Source organism: Rossellomorea sp. QJM3NY_18 (assembly GCF_056173145.1).
Window position 1 is genome coordinate 1,265,802 of record NZ_CM149659.1, and the last position, 17,104, is coordinate 1,282,905.

The 17,104-nt window shown below is 45.2% G+C and carries 17 protein-coding genes; 12 read left to right on the forward strand and 5 right to left on the reverse strand.

The features are described from left to right. Positions 1-35: 35 nt before the first annotated feature. The 3 genes from AC0VXY_RS06585 (at position 36) to AC0VXY_RS06595 (ending at position 2,266) form a co-directional block, all read left to right on the forward strand. Entirely contained in the window at positions 36-209 is a 174-nt protein-coding gene (locus AC0VXY_RS06585; RefSeq protein ID WP_435992245.1) for a multidrug ABC transporter ATPase, read from the forward strand. A 263-nt stretch (positions 210-472) separates the two neighbouring features. Beyond that, positions 473-1,633: a sporulation protein YhbH gene (gene yhbH / locus AC0VXY_RS06590; RefSeq protein WP_435994596.1), complete on the forward strand. Its 1,161-nt coding sequence runs from the start codon at positions 473-475 to the stop codon at positions 1,631-1,633. A 141-nt stretch (positions 1,634-1,774) separates the two neighbouring features. Continuing rightward, positions 1,775-2,266, forward strand: coding sequence for an STAS domain-containing protein (locus AC0VXY_RS06595; protein ID WP_435992243.1), 492 nt, complete (start codon positions 1,775-1,777; stop codon positions 2,264-2,266). A 24-nt stretch (positions 2,267-2,290) separates the two neighbouring features. Here AC0VXY_RS06595 and rpiA read toward each other — a convergent pair whose 3' ends face one another. Beyond that, a complete protein-coding gene (rpiA, locus tag AC0VXY_RS06600) occupies positions 2,291-3,004 on the reverse strand; it encodes a ribose-5-phosphate isomerase RpiA (RefSeq protein WP_475527344.1) in 714 nt (237 codons plus the stop codon). Between the two features lie 56 nt (positions 3,005-3,060). Between rpiA and AC0VXY_RS06605 the strand changes: the two genes are divergently transcribed. The 4 genes from AC0VXY_RS06605 to proC all read left to right on the forward strand — a co-directional run bounded on the left by AC0VXY_RS06605 (position 3,061) and on the right by proC (position 6,383). Then, positions 3,061-4,047: a Gfo/Idh/MocA family protein gene (locus tag AC0VXY_RS06605; RefSeq protein ID WP_475527345.1), complete on the forward strand. Its 987-nt coding sequence runs from the start codon at positions 3,061-3,063 to the stop codon at positions 4,045-4,047. Positions 4,048-4,227: 180 nt separating this feature from the next. Beyond that, positions 4,228-5,250, forward strand: coding sequence for a phosphotransferase enzyme family protein (locus tag AC0VXY_RS06610; RefSeq protein WP_475527346.1), 1,023 nt, complete (start codon positions 4,228-4,230; stop codon positions 5,248-5,250). Then, the gene (locus AC0VXY_RS06615) at positions 5,247-5,450 is read left to right on the forward strand and encodes a hypothetical protein (RefSeq protein ID WP_435992235.1); all 204 of its coding nucleotides are present in this window, start codon (positions 5,247-5,249) and stop codon (positions 5,448-5,450) included. Before AC0VXY_RS06610 ends, AC0VXY_RS06615 begins: the two co-directional genes overlap by 4 nt. A gap of 126 nt (positions 5,451-5,576) precedes the next feature. Next, positions 5,577-6,383: a pyrroline-5-carboxylate reductase gene (gene proC / locus AC0VXY_RS06620; protein WP_475527347.1), complete on the forward strand. Its 807-nt coding sequence runs from the start codon at positions 5,577-5,579 to the stop codon at positions 6,381-6,383. Between the two features lie 127 nt (positions 6,384-6,510). On the opposite strand, the gene AC0VXY_RS06625 is transcribed toward proC, so the two are convergent. The 3 genes from AC0VXY_RS06625 to AC0VXY_RS06635 all read right to left on the reverse strand — a co-directional run bounded on the left by AC0VXY_RS06625 (position 6,511) and on the right by AC0VXY_RS06635 (position 8,718). Beyond that, positions 6,511-7,164: an SIMPL domain-containing protein gene (locus AC0VXY_RS06625; RefSeq protein WP_435992231.1), complete on the reverse strand. Its 654-nt coding sequence runs from the start codon at positions 7,162-7,164 to the stop codon at positions 6,511-6,513. Between the two features lie 8 nt (positions 7,165-7,172). Further along, entirely contained in the window at positions 7,173-7,679 is a 507-nt protein-coding gene (locus AC0VXY_RS06630) for a hypothetical protein (protein WP_435992229.1), read from the reverse strand. 88 nt (positions 7,680-7,767) lie between these two features. Then, complete coding sequence (locus tag AC0VXY_RS06635) at positions 7,768-8,718, reverse strand: L-lactate dehydrogenase (RefSeq protein ID WP_475527348.1); 951 nt, start codon at positions 8,716-8,718, stop codon at positions 7,768-7,770. Between the two features lie 335 nt (positions 8,719-9,053). Between AC0VXY_RS06635 and AC0VXY_RS06640 the strand changes: the two genes are divergently transcribed. Next, positions 9,054-9,590, forward strand: a complete 537-nt coding sequence (locus AC0VXY_RS06640) for a GNAT family N-acetyltransferase (RefSeq protein WP_475527349.1) — start codon at positions 9,054-9,056, stop codon at positions 9,588-9,590. 95 nt (positions 9,591-9,685) lie between these two features. Next, complete coding sequence (locus AC0VXY_RS06645) at positions 9,686-10,231, forward strand: histidine phosphatase family protein (protein ID WP_475527830.1); 546 nt, start codon at positions 9,686-9,688, stop codon at positions 10,229-10,231. A gap of 58 nt (positions 10,232-10,289) precedes the next feature. Here AC0VXY_RS06645 and AC0VXY_RS06650 read toward each other — a convergent pair whose 3' ends face one another. Then, positions 10,290-11,591, reverse strand: coding sequence for an NCS2 family permease (locus AC0VXY_RS06650; protein WP_435992223.1), 1,302 nt, complete (start codon positions 11,589-11,591; stop codon positions 10,290-10,292). 241 nt (positions 11,592-11,832) lie between these two features. Here AC0VXY_RS06650 and AC0VXY_RS06655 point away from each other — a divergent pair, with 241 nt between their 5' ends. From AC0VXY_RS06655 to cydC, 3 genes are all read left to right on the forward strand, one after another. Beyond that, positions 11,833-13,476, forward strand: a complete 1,644-nt coding sequence (locus tag AC0VXY_RS06655; RefSeq protein ID WP_475527350.1) for a M20/M25/M40 family metallo-hydrolase — start codon at positions 11,833-11,835, stop codon at positions 13,474-13,476. Between the two features lie 163 nt (positions 13,477-13,639). Further along, positions 13,640-15,370, forward strand: coding sequence for a thiol reductant ABC exporter subunit CydD (gene cydD, locus AC0VXY_RS06660; protein WP_475527351.1), 1,731 nt, complete (start codon positions 13,640-13,642; stop codon positions 15,368-15,370). Next, the gene (gene cydC / locus AC0VXY_RS06665) at positions 15,371-17,089 is read left to right on the forward strand and encodes a thiol reductant ABC exporter subunit CydC (RefSeq protein ID WP_475527352.1); all 1,719 of its coding nucleotides are present in this window, start codon (positions 15,371-15,373) and stop codon (positions 17,087-17,089) included. Positions 17,090-17,104: the final 15 nt, after the last annotated feature.

Sequence of the window (17,104 nt, forward strand, 5' to 3'; positions counted from 1 at the left end):
CCGGACCCATTATCGAATGAAGGTGGGTTGATAGGATGTCTTTTACACCTAAACCTCGGGAAGAAGCGGAACCTCTTAACGGAAGCATGGCTTCCAATATGGAGGAAGTCATTAAACTGGGAAAGCAAATGGAGAAATTACGTTCCAGTGGCGAATTAAAGTTGCACAATCGAGTTTCAGACCCGGCTCAATATGAAGAGGAAGCTTAATCAGGTGATCGTGCCTGATTATTTTTTTTGGAATCCGATCAATTCGGGACAGGCATTACAACCTGTCAGAAAAATAGGCTCGTCCAAATAGTAAAGAACGGTTAATTGTCGAAATTATTTGTAAATTTATTAATACTTCTGCATAGGATAGAGTAATCCCCGTTTCACTTCATGGGATACGTGCAGTTTAGACAGTCAACATAGTGTATGCAGAAAAATAAAAAAATGTGAAAAAAATTAAGGAGGGGAATAATTTGAGTCAAATGGATAATCATCAGTTTGTCATTTCCAAGGAAGATTGGGCCCTCCACCGCAAAGGTCACGATGATCAGCAGAGACATCAAGAGAAAGTACAGGATGCTATCCGCAATAATTTACCAGACTTGATCACAGAAGAAAACATTGTCATGTCCAATGGCCGTGACGTCGTCAAAATCCCGATTCGTTCGTTAGATGAATATAAAATCCGTTACAACTATGATAAGAATAAACACGTCGGGCAGGGAGACGGTGAGAGCAAGGTAGGGGACGTCATTGCAAGGGACGGCTCACAACAGCAGCAGGGTCCAGGAAAAGGTCAAGGGGCCGGAGACAAAGCCGGTGAAGATTATTATGAAGCAGAAGTGTCAATGCTTGAAATTGAAGAAGCCTTATTCAGCCAATTGGAGCTTCCGAACCTGAAGAAGAAAGAGCAGGATGTCCAAACCGTCGAGCATATTGAATTCAATGATATCCGTAAAACTGGCCTAATGGGAAATATAGATAAAAAGAAGACAATGATGTCTGCCTTCAAACGAAATGCCATGAAAGGAGCACCAAGCTTCCATCCGATCTTTACAGAAGATCTGAAGTTCAGGACGTGGAACGAAGTATTGAAGCCGGAATCCAAAGCCGTTGTCCTCGCGATGATGGATACGAGCGGAAGTATGGGAGTTTGGGAGAAGTATATGGCAAGAAGCTTCTTTTTCTGGATGACCCGATTCTTGCGCACGAAATATGAAACCGTGGAAATCGAATTCATCGCTCATCATACCGAAGCCAAGGTGGTGTCAGAAGAGCACTTCTTCTCGAAAGGGGAAAGCGGGGGCACGATCTGTTCATCCGCCTATCGAAAAGCCCTTGAGCTCATCGATGGAAAGTATTCTCCAAGCCGTTACAATATTTATCCTTTCCATTTCTCCGATGGGGATAACCTGACGAGTGATAATGTGCGTTGTGTCAAGCTTGTCGAAGAATTAATGAAAGTCTCCAGCATGTTTGGATATGGGGAAGTGAATCAGTATAATCGTCACTCTACATTAATGTCAGCCTATAAAAATATAAAGAACGACGATTTCCGCTACTACATCCTTAAACAAAAAGCCGATGTATTCCATGCCATGAAGAGTTTCTTCCACAAGGAGCAGGAAAAAGCATTCGCGTGAGAAAAACCAGCCGACGAGGCTGGTTTTTCACTGTCATCTATTTATCTCCTAACATATGAAATTATTAGGTTATTCTGTATGCAAAGTGCTAGAATAGAGAAAGGTACTTTAAAAAACATTCTATAAGTGGTGAGGGTTGTCATGACAAGCGAAAGTCAAGAAATTAATCAATTAAAGCAGGAAATCAAAGAATTGAAAGAACAGCTGGTTCAATCAGAGCAGCTCATCATGGAAATTTCAGCACCTATTATTCCATCCATCGTTCCTGAAACCATCCTGATTCCCATTACAGGCAGGCTAAGTCCGGAACGCTTTGAAAAAATCATGACAAAGATATTGGATGTCTCTTATGGAGGGGATATTAACACCATCATTATAGATTTCTCAGCGATATCAGAAAAAGAAATCGGGGAAATTGATATCTTTGGCACCTATATCCATAACTTGACGAAGGCCATCGGGTTAATGGGAATCGAAACTCTTTTTGTCGGATTTACTCCTTCTCTTACACAAATCATGATCAATTCAGGAGTGAGGGAGCTTGAAGGGATCAAAACTTTCCTGACATTCCGCACAGCACTTCAGTATTTGATGAGAGAAAAAGACATGGAATTCCAAAAAGCCAACCAATAAGGTTGGCTTTTGTGCTGAGTGACGTCATGTGAGATTCTTATGAGGTGAGACAACCTCCACGCCATCTCGTTTGCCGACAATCATCAGGTCGGTCAAGTCAATAAAAAGACCTGTTTCCACGACACCTAATAATTGTTTTAATTGGGAGTGAAGGGAGGCAGGGTCATCAATGCCTCTGAAATGACAATCCACGATATAGTTTCCGTTATCGGATATAAATCGTCCATCATTTCTTTTTCTTAGAACCGGGGTACAACCTAATTCAGCTAGTGATTGGCATGTCACTTCCCATCCGAAGGGGATGACCTCAACAGGGAGGGGAAAGGAGCCAAGCTTTGAGACCAATTTGGACTCGTCCACGACAATGATGAACTTGCGGGTGAACGTATCAATGAACTTCTCCCTTACCAATGCCCCGCCTCCCCCTTTTATCAAGTTGAACATGGCATCCACTTCATCGGCTCCATCAATCGAAAGGTCCAACATGTTCACTTCAGAGAAGGTGGTTAATGGAATACCGGCCTTTTTTGCCAAGCGCTCTGTTTCCACTGAAGAGGGGATTGCCTTGATTTGTAAACCTTGAGAGACAAGTTCCCCCAATTTATGAATCGTCCAATAAACGGTTGAGCCGGTACCTAATCCGATCGTCATTCCGTCTTGTATATATTCTGCTGCTTTTTCACCGGCCAATTTCTTTTCCAGGCTGTCCACTGCATTGCCCCTTTCTAACGTAGTCATCGTTTTACTTAGCATTCTATACTAGAATATACATGAATGAAAGAAGGAGAGATCATATGATTAGATTCGGAATCATCGGAACCAACTGGATCACTGACCGTTTTATACAAGCGTCAGAAGGCGTGGATGACTTTCAATTAAAAGCGGTTTACTCTAGGGCCGAAGTGAGGGCAAAGGCATTCGCTGAAACCCATGGGATCAGGGACTGGTTCACGGATATAGATGAGATGGCAAGTAAGAATCATATCGACGCCGTATACATAGCCAGTCCCAATTCCTTACACTGCAGTCAGGCCATCACTTTTTTAAATAAAGGCATCCACGTATTATGTGAGAAACCGTTAGCTTCCAATGAGAGGGAAGCTCAAGAGATGATTGCTGCTGCCAAGGAGAACAATGTACTACTCATGGAAGCGGTCAGGACCACTTTCCTGCCCAATTTTCAGTTGCTTAGAGAGAAGCTGCACACCATCGGGACCATTCGGAAAGTCAATGTCAGCTGTTGTAAGTATTCTTCCCGATACGACGCGTATAAAGATGGGACGGTCCTGAATGCATTCAATCCCGCTTTTTCCAATGGTGCCCTGATGGACTTGGGCGTATATTGCATTTATCCCATGATTGTCCTGTTTGGGGAACCAAATAACATAAAGGCCGATGCGTTCATGCTTGAATCAGGTGTCGACGGATCAGGCAGTGTCATCATGAAGTATGAACAAATGGATATAGCAGCAGCCTTCTCCAAAATCTCGGACACTCATATCCCGACTGAAATCCAAGGCGAGGAAGGAACGGTCACCATCGATAAAATTGGAGATTTCAGTACCATAACGTTTTATTATCGAAACGGAGAAACCCGTACCTATACTCAACAAGAGGATCATCCGCCGATGTATTATGAAATCCAGGAATTTGTTTCTATCATTACATCAGGGGGAAAGTTCGAATCTCTGATCAATTCGTATGATCATTCCCTCCTGAGCGCCAGGGTGATGGATAAGGCGAGGAAACAGATCGGATTGGTATTTCCTGCGGATAGATAAGCGCATGAATGAACACCAATGGCTGTTGAGTGGGACTCAACGGCTTTTTTTGTCGATGGAAAAAGGGTTCTCCCCTTCCTGAGTCGTATAAGTATGGGGAAGGGAGAGGGGAAAATGGAATTTATTGTGGCACTTCTTACGGAAAGAACCAAATAAAGTTATAGAGTAGGTGAAGGAAGAATGGAAAAGTGGATTGAAGAACTATTTACAGAGGATCTGTTAAAGGAAGCGGCATCGCGTTTCAGCTGTGACACGGCAGGGGCAAAAAAACTTGGTGACTTTGAAAACTATGTATACGAGGTTCATAGAGAAGGAACCCCTTATATTCTGCGTCTTACCCACAGTTCACACCGTTCCAGAGGGGAAGTGGAAGCGGAGTTGAAATGGATCAATTATTTACATACACATGGAGTGAATGTTTCACTCGTGAATGACTCTGACCAAGGGAATCTTGTGGAAGTCATAGAGTCAGGTGAAACGTATTTTTTTGTCTGTCTTTTTGACAAAGCTTCTGGAGGGCCTGTGAAGGTGAATGACCCCTTATTTAATGATGAGCTTTTTTATAAATGGGGGAAACTCACCGGTCATATGCACCGGGTAACGAAGGGATATGTGCAGGATGAAGCCGGGCGTGACCGCTGGGATCAAGATGATGTGCTGGATTACGGTAAATATTTGACGAGTCATGAAGACAGGGACATTATTAGTAAAGGAAATCAAAATAAGGAAACGATCAGAGGATTTAAGGAGACACGTGATTCGTTTGGACTCATCCATTCGGACATTCATCCAGGCAACTTCTTTTATCACGATGGGGATCTCCATGTTTTCGACTTTGATGACAGTACACAATTCTTTTTTGTAAGTGACGTGGCCATCCCCCTCTATTATTCGGTATGGTGGAAGTTCCGGAATGAGACACTCGAAACCCGGAGTGGGTTCGGGGAAAGATTCCTCATCGCGTTTCTTCATGGATATTTGACGGAGTGTGACATCGATGACGAATGGGTCAAGCGCATCCCGCATTTCCTGCTTCTCAGGGATCTGACTCTATACGCTGTCTTCCATAAAAAATGGGATCTTGAGAATCTATCGGAAGGTGAGGGTGCATTGTTGTCCCAAATCAGGGAGAGATTACATGAGGATGAACCAATCGTTCAACTAGATTATGAGAAGATCCTTCGTGAAGTCCGTAGAAGATGATTTGGGCTTTACTGATTACCGGGGGCATCATCGGGTTATTGGTCAGGGTGATGAGGGTGACCTTCAAGAGTGGATACGGCATGTCGGAAGACTTGTTCGAGAAGCCGGTGTATGTGAAAACGTGCAGTCATTGTCATAAAAAGATTCCAAAGGATTATTCTAAATCCCTGTGCCCCCATTGCGGGAAGCTGGTGGAATGATGGAAAGGCTCAGGGAGGAGTGGTCTCCCTGAGCCTTTTTAAAGTGAAGAGGTGAAACATTTTAATAGGAGTGAAAGTTTGGTATGATGCTAAAGACTGTTTACATAAAATCGAGAGGTGAAAGAAATGGATAAAACCATTGGATTTATAGGATGCGGAAATATGGCGCAGGCCATCATGGGAGGGATTTTGAAGTCCGGGCTGGTGGACAGACACTCTGTTCGTGCGAGTGCTAGGACTCCAGAAACCCTGGATATGGTCAGAGAGAAATTTGGAGTGAAGGCGACGGATGACAATCTGGATGTAGCAGCCATTTCAGATATTGTGTTCCTTGCGGTGAAACCGGATCAATACAAGGAGCTGATCGCATCGATCAAAGATTCCTTGAAAAAAGACAGCATCATCATTACGATTGCCGCTGGCATCACGATCGAATGGATGGAAGAGCAGATTTCCCCTACTGCCAAAATCGTACGGACGATGCCGAATACTCCGAGTCTTGTGGGCGAAGGAATGACCGCATATTGTGTGAATGAAGAAATAACAGAAACCGACTTAGAACATGTACAGGCAATCCTTGAAAGCTTCGGAAAGGCGGAAAAGATCGAAGAAAGCTTGATGGATGCGATACCGGCTGTGAGCGGATCCTCTCCTGCCTACGTGTTTATGTTCATTGAAGCACTCGCCGATGGAGCCGTCCTCCAGGGAATCCCGAGGAGTCTTGCCTATCAGCTGGCATCACAGGCTGTGCTTGGGGCTGCGAAAATGGTCCTTGAAACGGGCACCCATCCCGGAGAGCTGAAAGATGGCGTCTGTTCACCCGGGGGAGCAACGATTGAAGCAGTGGCGACCTTAGAGAAACACCAGTTCAAGGGGGCTGTATTATCGGCTATGGAAGCCTGCGGCCGGAAATCGAAGTCGCTCGGTGAATAGGCCGAAATTACGCAATTCTTTCTTACCCGCCTATTTGGTAGTTGATGCAATATGCCTTCATTCACCTATAGGTCCGTCCCTCGGTTTTAAAAAACTGCCTCAGTAGGAATCTACTTTGGCAGTTTTTTTAATGGGTCCTGAATTCTACTGTGATGATGGCTGTGACGGCTATCTGTCCGGGCTGAACGGCCGTACTTTCGTCGGCTGCTTTTAAATAGGCGGTGTTCATGAAGGGAACGGCTGTGGGCCGGGATTGTTCCGTAATGGATTTGGGCTGCGGATTAAGCTGTTGATTTGATTGGCCTGATAATGTGAGTGCCTTTTGATACGCCTCTTGATAGGCTAGGGCGAGAGCCTGCTGGTAGGACTCGATGGGGTTAGACTGAATGAATTGAATGTTTTCCACACGATTGGCCCCGCTCTTTATGGCATCATCAATGATTTTCCCGACTTTTTCAATCGACCTAACAGTGACCTTGAATACTTGTCGAACTTCATAACCGGTGAACGTTTGTTTTCCATCCTCAAATTGGTACTGTGGAAGTACTTGGTAGGTGGACGTCTGGATATCCTGGCGGCGCACCCCGTTATTTAATAGGGATTGAACGACCGACCTGGAAAGTTGCTGGTTCTCGTTTTGGGCAGCTTCAAGCTCTTTATCATTCGTAACGATTCCAATCGATACAAGAGCCTGATCCGGATCCACATATAATGTATGTTCCCCGCTCACGGTTATAATGCCATTCGATTGATTGGTTCGATAGTACGGATAGGAGTACATGGCCCCACCTACACGCACGTAAAGGATTCAATTTTATCCAAATCGATGCCGAAGTACACCCATGTGAATCCGATCCATCTCCATCCGGCAATGGAACGGCGCCCGACAAACACTGGATAGAACCAGAAAGCATCTCTTCTTAACCATATATAGGTATATCGGAATAAGCATCTTCTGATGGCACCCGGGTCGACTGCGAAGGTGCTCGGTCCACCCTGCGTTCCTTGAAATGCCGTTTTTTGTGGTTGGAAGTTCGGTGGTGGACCGGGTGGTGGTTGGTTTTGTCCGCCCTGCCCGCCTGAAGGGGGTGGTGAGCTTGGTGCCCCTTGGCCTCCACCGGGAAAACCCGGAATACCTGGGAAGCCGCCGCCACCAGAACCTCCACCGCCGCCTGGAAATCCAGGTATGCCTGGGAAGCCTCCACCGGAACCCTGTCCTCCCCCAGGAAAACCAGGAAATCCGCCGCCGGATCCGCCACCGGGCAAGCCGGGGAATAGTTGTCTGTGATCGTACATAGAAGAACCTCCTCATAAAGAATTCTCTTTATCTTATGAGGAGGGGGAGTGGGCGTGCGTGTCTAATCTGCTTGGAAAAGGTGGTGAATCAAGTTTCCAGCGCTTTTTTCATGACGTTTTTCAATGTTTGTGCAGAATGGGAGAACTGGGCCTTTTCTTTTTCATTCAACGGAAGTTCGACAACCTTTCGGATCCCATCCCGATTGATGATGGCCGGTACGCCGATATACATGTCCTGTTCCTGATACTCTCCTTCGAGAAGGGCAGAAACGGTCAGGATGCTGTTTTCATTATTGAAGATGGCTTTAGTAATCCGGGCAAGTCCCATGGCGATTCCGTAATACGTTGCCCCTTTTCGTTCGATGATGTGATAGGCTGCGTCCCTTACATTGACAAAAATGTCATCCAGTTCTTTCTGGACGTTCTCCTGCTCCATATCAATCAGTTCATTCAACTGACTTGCACCAACCGTCGTATGGCTCCAAACCGGGAACTCCGTGTCACCATGTTCCCCCATGATATAGGCGTGGATATTTCGAGTATCAATATCGAAGTGCTGACCAACCAAGTAGCGGAGTCTGGCTGTATCGAGTATTGTCCCGGAGCCGATGACTCTCTCTTTCGGCAGGCCGGAGAATTTCCACGTGGCATAGGTTAAGATGTCGACAGGATTCGTCGCGACAAGGAAGATTCCGTTGAAACCACTTTTCATGACGGAGTCTACGATGTTTTTGAAAATCTTCACATTTTTCTCTACGAGGTCCAATCTGGTTTCACCAGGCGCTTGATTTGCTCCGGCTGTGATGACGACCAAATCAGCGTCTTTACAATCACGATAATCTCCTGCTGAAATCTTCATCGGGGAAGCAAAGGCAAGACCGTGATTTAAATCACGTGCATCTCCGTCGGCTTTCTCCTTATTCAGGTCGATCATCACAAGCTCATGGGCGATTCCTTGATTGAGAAGAGCGAAGGCATAACTGGAACCGACAAATCCTGTACCGATTAAAGCTATTTTGTTTGTGCATTTGATTGTCATACGTCATCACCTATTCTTTTATAATTTGTCCTTGCGATTGGTAACATGCGTCCCTGATGATTCGAGGGGAGGATTGGATTGAAACTGCTAATATTGTGAAGTTATTCACAAATAGATCATAACATGTTTTGCACTGATATTCTATTGATAAACGTATCATATCAGACACATTTGTGAAATTGTTCACAAATGTGTCGAAGTTATCGGAGAGGGACGGACCTTGATTTCTAGGACCTGGTCCTAGGAATCAAGGTCCGTCCCTCTAAAAAGAAGGTTTTTTTATTGGCTCTGATGAATGTATATAGGAAGAGGTTTGTTTATGGAGGTGTTGGTGTATGAATGTGAAGAGTGGGGAGTTGAATGTCCGTCCGTTAGTGGATGGGGATAAGTATACGCTCTCAAGGTGGTTATCGGATCCCGTGGTCCTGGAATTTTATGAAGGAAGGGACCGTCCTTTCACCCCCGAGATGGTGGAGGAGAAATTCTTCTCGGATAGGGGTGTCATGAGTTGTCTTGTTGAGTATGAAGGAATTGAAATTGGTTATCTCCAATATTATCAGCTCGATCATGAGACGATGATACGCTACGGCTATACGAATCTGGATGAAGTGATTTACGGTACGGATCAATTCATCGGGGAGGGAGGGTATTGGAATAAAGGAGTCGGAACACAGCTTATCCGTGCTGTGGTGGAGTACCTGCTTCAGAAGGAGGGAGTCCACCGCCTCGTGATGGACCCGATGACATGGAACACGAGAGCGATCCGTTGTTATGAAAAATGTGGATATAGTAAAGCAAGAATATTGCGGGAGCATGAGCTTCATGAAGGGGTATACCATGATTCCTGGTTGATGGAGTTCATACCCGAGTAACTTAATGTTGTAGTACATATCGAATAGTCAGGGGCTGTTCAAACAGAGCGGTCCTATTTATGGTGGCAAAGAGAAAGGAGTGAACGTGTATGAACGTGACTAAATTATATCTGGTCAGGCATGCCCACTCGATTTATACCTCTGAAGAGCGTACGAGGCCATTGTCTGAAAAAGGAAGACGGGATGCACTCAATGTGACCGGACGACTAAAAAAAGAAAAGATTGATGTCGTTTGTTCCAGTCCTTATAAAAGAGCCATGGAAACAGTAGAAGGTATAGCCCGACATATCAATCAGGAAATCGAATTAGTAGAAGAGATGAGAGAACGCACTCTATCATCAGTACCCGTGAAAAATTTACAGGAAGCCATTTCATCGGTTTGGGCAGATCCGTCCCTTTCATTAGAAGGGGGAGAGTCGAACCTTACCGCTCAAAAGAGGGGGGTACATGGGATATTTAAAATATTGAAAGAATATAATGGTAAAAACGTGGTGATTGGAACCCACGGAAATATTATGGTCCTGATCATGAATTATTTTGATGGGAAATATGGTGTGGAATTCTGGAGAGAGCTTGAGATGCCGGATGTATACTGTTTAACATTCCAAGATAGAAATCTCGAGAGTGTAGCAAGAATATAATCGCAGCCCATAAAAAAAGACCGTTCACTGTGAACGGTCTTAAAAGTTCTATTATAAATTAATGAGGCAGGAATGCCAGCTGATAGAAGAACAGGACAGCAAAGATATAAACAAGAGGATGGACTTGTTTCCATTGTCCTTTCACTACTTTAAGTAAAGGATAAGAAATGAATCCCAGTGCAATCCCCGTTGCGATGCTGGATGTTAAGGGCATGCTCAGGATGATGAGGAATGCTGGGAAGGCTTCATCCAACTGATCCCATTTAATTTGAGAGATGCTGCCCATCATCAGGCTGCCCACGATGATAAGGGCAGGAGCCGTAATGGCTGAGATCCCTGACACGGAACTGACCAATGGTCCGAAAAAGGCGGAAGCGATGAACAGGATCGATACGGTCAAGGTAGTTAATCCCGTTCTTCCCCCTGCCGAAACACCTGCCGAAGACTCGATATATGCGGATGTCGGGCTTGTACCGAACATCGCACCGATCGTGGTCGCGATGGAATCGGCCAGCAGTGCCTGGCGGGCTCTCGGAAGAGTGTTTCCCTTCATCAGGCCTGCCTGCTGTGCCACTCCGATCATCGTTCCCGTTGTGTCAAAGATGGTGACAAGCAAAAATGAGAAGACGACAGCATATAATCCATACTGGAAGACGTCAGCAAAAGCCGTTAACGGGTTTGCCACCATCAGTCCTTCAGGAAGATGGGGAATGGCCACAAATCCTTCTTTAAAGGATAAATCCCCTGTAAAGTACGCAATCAATCCAGTCACAATCATACCGATGAATAGGGCACCATGGACATTCAGGACCATGAGAATCAGGGTTACAGCCAATCCGGTCAATGCAAGAAGTGCTGAATGGGAATGAAGATCCCCCAGCTGTACTAAATTTGTCGGATGTGCCTGGATCAAACCTGTCAGACGCAAACCGATAAAGGCAATGAATAAACCGATTCCTGCTGTAATTCCATGCTTCAGATTTTGAGGAATGGCTTCGATCAATTTTTTTCGTAAAGGTGTCAATGAGAGCAGGATGAAGACGATACCTGCTACGAAAACGGCAGAGAATGCAACAATATATGAAATGTCATCATGTGCACCGACCACTGAGTAAGTAAAATAAGCATTCAATCCCATGCCAGGAGCAATGGCGATCGGGTAATTTGCAAACAATGCCATCCATAACGTACCGGCAACGGCCGAAATGATGGTTGCTAAAAATACCTGATCAAACGGGACTCCTGCATCGGATAAGATGATGGGATTCACAACCACTATGTACACCATTGTCAGGAATGTTGTGATCCCGGCAAGTATTTCCGTTTTAGGATCCGTGCCGTGTTCCTTTAATTTAAACATCGTAAAACCTCCAATAAAAACGAACATTAAAAACACACAACTTCTATAATATTCGGTAATAGAACGAATTTCAATAGGAAGTACCGAATTATTTTTAAGAAAATATCTTGAAACCCCTTCCAAACCCCATCCTTTTTCGATAAGATGTTATCAATTATAGAGGAATCAGTTTCTATAATGCCCATGCATTGAACGATTTACCACGCATAGGCTCATATTTCTTTAAGAAAGGGGCGGTACTATGTATACTCAACTGAAAAATAAGTCAACTTCTGAACAAATTGAACTCATCACACGATCTTTAATCGCTCTGAAAAGTTATAACGGTACAATCGGAGAAAGTGAGAAAGCTCTATTTATATATAAGCTGATCTCTTCGTTCCCATATTTCAAGCATCATCCCGATAGAGTCTGGCTCCAGGAAGTCCCTAACGATCCGATTGGAAGGAAGAACGTTTTTGCCCTTGTGAAAGGGACGGCCTCTAAAACCGTCGTATTTCATGCCCATTACGATACGGTGGGGACCGACGATTATGGAGCCCTCCAGGATATGGCCCATGATCCGGACTTCCTGCAGAAGTACTTCATGGATTATGAAGGGGAAGAAAAGGTAAAGGAAGATGCGCTTTCAGGGAACTGGCTGTTCGGGAGGGGCGCCTTGGATATGCAGAGCGGGATCGCCGTCCATTTAGCGAATCTTTTATATCATACAGGTGAAAAACAGCCGGGTGGGAATTTACTCTACCTCTTCAATGGGGATGAAGAAAGTGAGCATGCCGGGATGATTGCGGCTTTAAGTGATCTCCACCGCTTGAAAAACGAAGGAATGGACTATTTGGCAGCGATCAATACGGATTTCATTTCGCCTATTTATGACGGTGATTGTAAACGATACATCTATACCGGAGCGGCTGGAAAGCTTCTGCCAAGTTTCTATATATATGGAAGGGAAGCGCATGTCGGGGATGTCCTGACTTCGATTGATCCGACCGTGATTGCTTCCAAGATCAATCTCGAAATCAATCAGAATCTTGCCTATTTGGAGGATATTCCGGGTGAATTCACCCTGCCGCCTTCATGTCTCTATTTTAAAGATGATAAGCATACGTATAATGTTCAGACTCCTCTCAGCGCTTCTCTTTATTTCAACTATTTTGTATATGAAAGAACGGCTCGGGAAGTGCTGTACGATATGAAAAAGGTCGCCTTGAAGGTAGTAAGTGAAATGGAAGAGCGAAGCAAAAAGCAGTTTGAACAGTACCGGAATTATCACGGATTCCCTGAACGGGAATTTTCATGGGAAGTTGAAGTCCTTACATTAAGGGAGTATATATTCTGGCTGAAAGAAAGGGGCTTAGATCCGGACCCTGTCATGAAGAAAATCTTTCATGATATGGAAGGGGAGGACAGGCGGACGATTGCTTATACGATGGTGGAAGCCCTGCAGCATCTTGATCCCGACCGGACACCAAGAGTCATCCTGTTCTTCGCTCCTCCTTTTCTACCACATAATTTTGTGAATGAGGAAAATGAGTACGGCAAAAAGGTGAGAGAGGTGCTCGGAACCTGCTTAGAAGATATATCCAATGAGACAGGCGAAGAATTCGTCATCAAACGGTTTTTCCCTTATCTCGCAGATGGCAGCTTTCTTTCTCTTCATGAAGAAGATGAAGATATTGAAGTGTTCAAGAAGAATCTGCCCCTCATCGATCACCTGTATCCGGTGCCCATCGACTTGATCAGAAAGCTGAACATCCCCTCCATTAATATAGGAGTCTACGGGAAAGATGGTCATCAGTGGACCGAAAGAGTGTATAAACCCTATACGTTCTCCGTACTGCCGGAAATCATCAGGCGGGTGACGAAGGACTTACTGGAAATATGATATGGAAAAAGTAGAGAGGTTATTTTCTCTCTATTTTTTTATTATAAAATTGTCACAAAACGGTCAATCCCAAAAGATGCATAAAGGGAACAAGTTTACTATAATGAAGTTATTAGATTGTGAAATATTTCACTAACTTTTAACATTGGAGTTGAGAACTGCGATGAAAGAGCTTAATCAATTGGCTAAAGAGCAAAGAGCATCAACACTCACCCTTTATGGGGCGTCCCTGTTGATGGGGGGAGTCGTTGTTGGACAGGCTTATTTGCTCGTAAGCATTGTCAATGCAATTTTTATAGAGAAGCTTGAGTTCCAGGAAGTCCTCCCGATGCTTGGGGCCTTGCTTGTTGTTCTTACGGGGAGAGCTTTCCTTTCATATTTCAATGGACAGACAGGAATCAGGATGGCCGCAACGGTGAAGAAGGATTTGAGGGAACGGCTGTTAAAGAAATGGGCAAAAAACCCGATTCAGGCCTCCATTCAGGGTCAATCCGGACAAAAGGTCAGTACGATGATGGATGCGGTCGATGGGTTGGACGGGTATTACAGTCAGTATATACCTCAAAGGATTCAAACCTCCATCGTTCCTTTGATCCTGTTGATCACCATCTTCACGGAGCATGTGTATACAGGTTTGATCATGGTGGTGACGGCTCCATTCATCCCATTATTCATGGCCATCATCGGGGTCATGACCAAGAAGAAATCAGAGAAGCAGATGGACAAGCTGACCGCTTTTTCAGGAAGATTCCTCGATACTCTTCAAGGATTGACTACTTTAAAGTTACTTGGGAGGGGAGCTCAACAGAAAGAGGGGATCAAATCAAGTAGTCTGGACTTCCGGGAAGCGACCATGGACGTATTGAAGACGGCATTTCTGTCTTCGTTGATGCTTGAATTCATTTCCATGCTAAGTATCGGCCTGATCGCCCTGGAGGTGGGGCTGAAGTTGGTAGTCTTTGGGAGTATCCCATTCTTTACCGCTTTCTTCGTTCTTGTCCTGGCACCGGAATTCTATCAGTCTTTAAAAGAGCTGGGGAATGCGTTTCATACCGGGCGTGGAAGCATGGGTGCCGCTAAGAAGGTCATGGAGGAGCTTCAGGATAAGGATCAGCCGGTCAAATGGGGGAATAGGGAAATGTCCGCAAATGGGAAATCTCCCACCATTGAACTGCGTAACCTCGAGTTCTCTTATGGTGAAAAAGGATATGCCCTGCAAGGGGTCACCGCCGTCTTCCCATCACGGGGCCAAGTGGCCATTGTCGGTCAGAGTGGGGCAGGGAAGACAACCCTGCTTCATCTGATAGGGGGTCTGCTTGATCCATCAGAGGGAGATATCCTCATTAATGGAGTATCAAGAGGCGAATACGTGGAAAGAGACTGGTTTGATCAAATGAGTTACATCTCACAGAATCCGTACTTATTCTCAGGCACGATAGCTGAGAATATTGAGATCGGGGGAAGAGAGGGGGTCACCCGTGAAGAAATCGAATTCGCTGCAGAAAAAGCAGGGATTGCTGAAATGATCGCGGGCCTTCAGAAGGGTTATGATACACCGGTCGGGGAAGCGGGGAGAGGCCTTTCCGGCGGAGAGAAACAGCGCATTGCCATTGCAAGGGCGTTTCTCAAAGGTCCGTCCCTCGTCTTGTTTGATGAACCGACAACCGGATTGGATCTTGGTACCGAGCAAATCCTGCAGTCTTCGATGGAGGAGTTGGCTAAGGGTGCTACTGTCATTACCGTAGCGCACCGCCTTCACACGATACGTAAAGCAGATACCATTTTGTTGTTGGATAAGGGGAGAGTGGCTGGGATGGGAACTCATGAAAAACTCATGCAATCGGCCCCTCACTATTGTGAAATGGTGAATGTACAGCAAGGGGTGAAACGTTAAATGAAAGAATTAGCATTTGTCGTGAAGTTGATGATGAAGGAAAAGAAGGATATTGTGTATTCGATTCTTTTGGGCTTTCTGGCTGGAATAACCTCTGTGGGACTATTTGCTTCAAGTGGATATTTAATTTCCAAGGCGGCCTTGGAGGTACCGCTTTACGCCCTGATCGTCATGATTGCTCTTTTAAAAATGTTTGGTTTAACGAAGGCGGTTAGCCGCTATGGGGAACGTTATTTTTCCCATCGGGCCACGTTCACGATTTTGGCGAACTTGCGGGTTTCCATCTACGAAAAAATCGAGCCGCTCGCACCGGGGATTTTCGGGAGTTACAGAAGCGGGGATCTCCTCTCAAGAATCGTAGGGGATGTTGAGAGCCTGCAGAATTTCTTTCTCCGTGTCTTTTATCCGCCAGTCATACTTGTGATGGTATTTTTAAGCACGATTTTGTTTACGGTGTTTTACTCTGTTTCGATTGCCTTGGTCATCCTCGGAGGACTATTGCTGACAGGCTATATCGTCCCCGCCTACTTCGCTTTTAAACAGAGAAAGATAGAGGCGACTCTGCGGGAAAGACGAGGGGAGTTATCGACAGAGGTGACTGAATTCCTGTATGGATTCAGGGACCTGAAAATCTATCGTAGACTGGAGGATAAAGAGGCAAGTCTTGTTCAGGCAGCAACAGGGTATGTAAGTGAGCAGGAAAGGGAGAGCCGGTATTCCCTCTTTAGTCATTCAACGAACATCCTGGTTTCCCTGCTTATTTCATGGATCGTTTTGGCTTTGGGGGCTTATTCAGTAGCAGCAGGTCAACTGGACGGAATATTTCTTGCCATGCTTGTCATGATCTCATTAACTGTATTCGAAAATGCCACACCAATGGCGCTCCTGCCGACCCACTATGAAGATTCACGCCGGGCGGCAACCAGACTCTCTACTATCATGCCTGAAGAACCTATTGAGAGGGACGGACCTCCATTGGGCTTGGTCCTTGAAGGGGAGGTTCCTTCCTTTTGCATGAAGGATGTGAGTTTTTCCTTTGTTGGTGAGGAAAGGAAGACATTGGATGGGGTGAGTCTCGAGCTGCCCGCAGGTTCGAAAACAGCGATCGTAGGCCCATCGGGATCAGGGAAGTCGACATTACTTCAATTGTTATTACATTTTTACCCAGCGGATGAAGGGGCCATTTTCGTAAATGATGCTTCCATTAAGGATATCGATAAAGAGTCATTGTGGCGGCATGCCAATGTTGTTCTTCAGGAAAACCATTTCTTTTATGGCACAATAAAGGAAAATCTGATGATGGTGCGTGATGATTTGTCAGAAGAAGAAATGGAGTCGGCATTGGATAGTGTGAAACTGGATCACATTTCTTTAGAGGATGAAGTATTAGAGAAAGGAGAGAATCTATCCGGGGGAGAAAAGCAGCGGTTAGCGATCGCAAGGGCCCTTTTGAAAGACTCACCGTTATGGATGCTCGACGAACCGACATCTTCCGTGGATGCATTGATGGAAAAAGAGATTTTCGACCATCTGTATACAGCAGCCGATGGTGATACACTCATTCTCGTCAGTCACCGTTTAACGGGACTTGATGAAATGGATCAGATTGTCGTGATGGACAAAGGGAAGGTCGTGGAAGCAGGAAGCTATGAGGAGTTGATGAGCAAAAAAGGGTACTTCTATAAAATGAAACAAATTGAAAAGAGCGTACTTTTTTAACAGACAGAAAAAGCC

Excerpts from the sequence above, each read along its gene's own strand:
- AC0VXY_RS06585 (WP_435992245.1), top strand. The coding sequence starts at position 36 with ATGTCTTTTACACCTAAACCTCGGGAAGAAGCGGAACCTCTTAACGGA.
- yhbH (WP_435994596.1), top strand. The coding sequence starts at position 473 with ATGGATAATCATCAGTTTGTCATTTCCAAGGAAGATTGGGCCCTCCAC.
- AC0VXY_RS06595 (WP_435992243.1), top strand. The coding sequence starts at position 1,775 with ATGACAAGCGAAAGTCAAGAAATTAATCAATTAAAGCAGGAAATCAAA.
- rpiA (WP_475527344.1), bottom strand. The coding sequence starts at position 3,004 with ATGACTACGTTAGAAAGGGGCAATGCAGTGGACAGCCTGGAAAAGAAA.
- AC0VXY_RS06605 (WP_475527345.1), top strand. The coding sequence starts at position 3,061 with ATGATTAGATTCGGAATCATCGGAACCAACTGGATCACTGACCGTTTT.
- AC0VXY_RS06610 (WP_475527346.1), top strand. The coding sequence starts at position 4,228 with ATGGAAAAGTGGATTGAAGAACTATTTACAGAGGATCTGTTAAAGGAA.
- AC0VXY_RS06615 (WP_435992235.1), top strand. The coding sequence starts at position 5,247 with ATGATTTGGGCTTTACTGATTACCGGGGGCATCATCGGGTTATTGGTC.
- proC (WP_475527347.1), top strand. The coding sequence starts at position 5,577 with ATGGATAAAACCATTGGATTTATAGGATGCGGAAATATGGCGCAGGCC.
- AC0VXY_RS06625 (WP_435992231.1), bottom strand. The coding sequence starts at position 7,164 with ATGTACTCCTATCCGTACTATCGAACCAATCAATCGAATGGCATTATA.
- AC0VXY_RS06630 (WP_435992229.1), bottom strand. The coding sequence starts at position 7,679 with ATGTACGATCACAGACAACTATTCCCCGGCTTGCCCGGTGGCGGATCC.
- AC0VXY_RS06635 (WP_475527348.1), bottom strand. The coding sequence starts at position 8,718 with ATGACAATCAAATGCACAAACAAAATAGCTTTAATCGGTACAGGATTT.
- AC0VXY_RS06640 (WP_475527349.1), top strand. The coding sequence starts at position 9,054 with ATGAATGTGAAGAGTGGGGAGTTGAATGTCCGTCCGTTAGTGGATGGG.
- AC0VXY_RS06650 (WP_435992223.1), bottom strand. The coding sequence starts at position 11,591 with ATGTTTAAATTAAAGGAACACGGCACGGATCCTAAAACGGAAATACTT.
- AC0VXY_RS06655 (WP_475527350.1), top strand. The coding sequence starts at position 11,833 with ATGTATACTCAACTGAAAAATAAGTCAACTTCTGAACAAATTGAACTC.
- cydD (WP_475527351.1), top strand. The coding sequence starts at position 13,640 with ATGAAAGAGCTTAATCAATTGGCTAAAGAGCAAAGAGCATCAACACTC.
- cydC (WP_475527352.1), top strand. The coding sequence starts at position 15,371 with ATGAAAGAATTAGCATTTGTCGTGAAGTTGATGATGAAGGAAAAGAAG.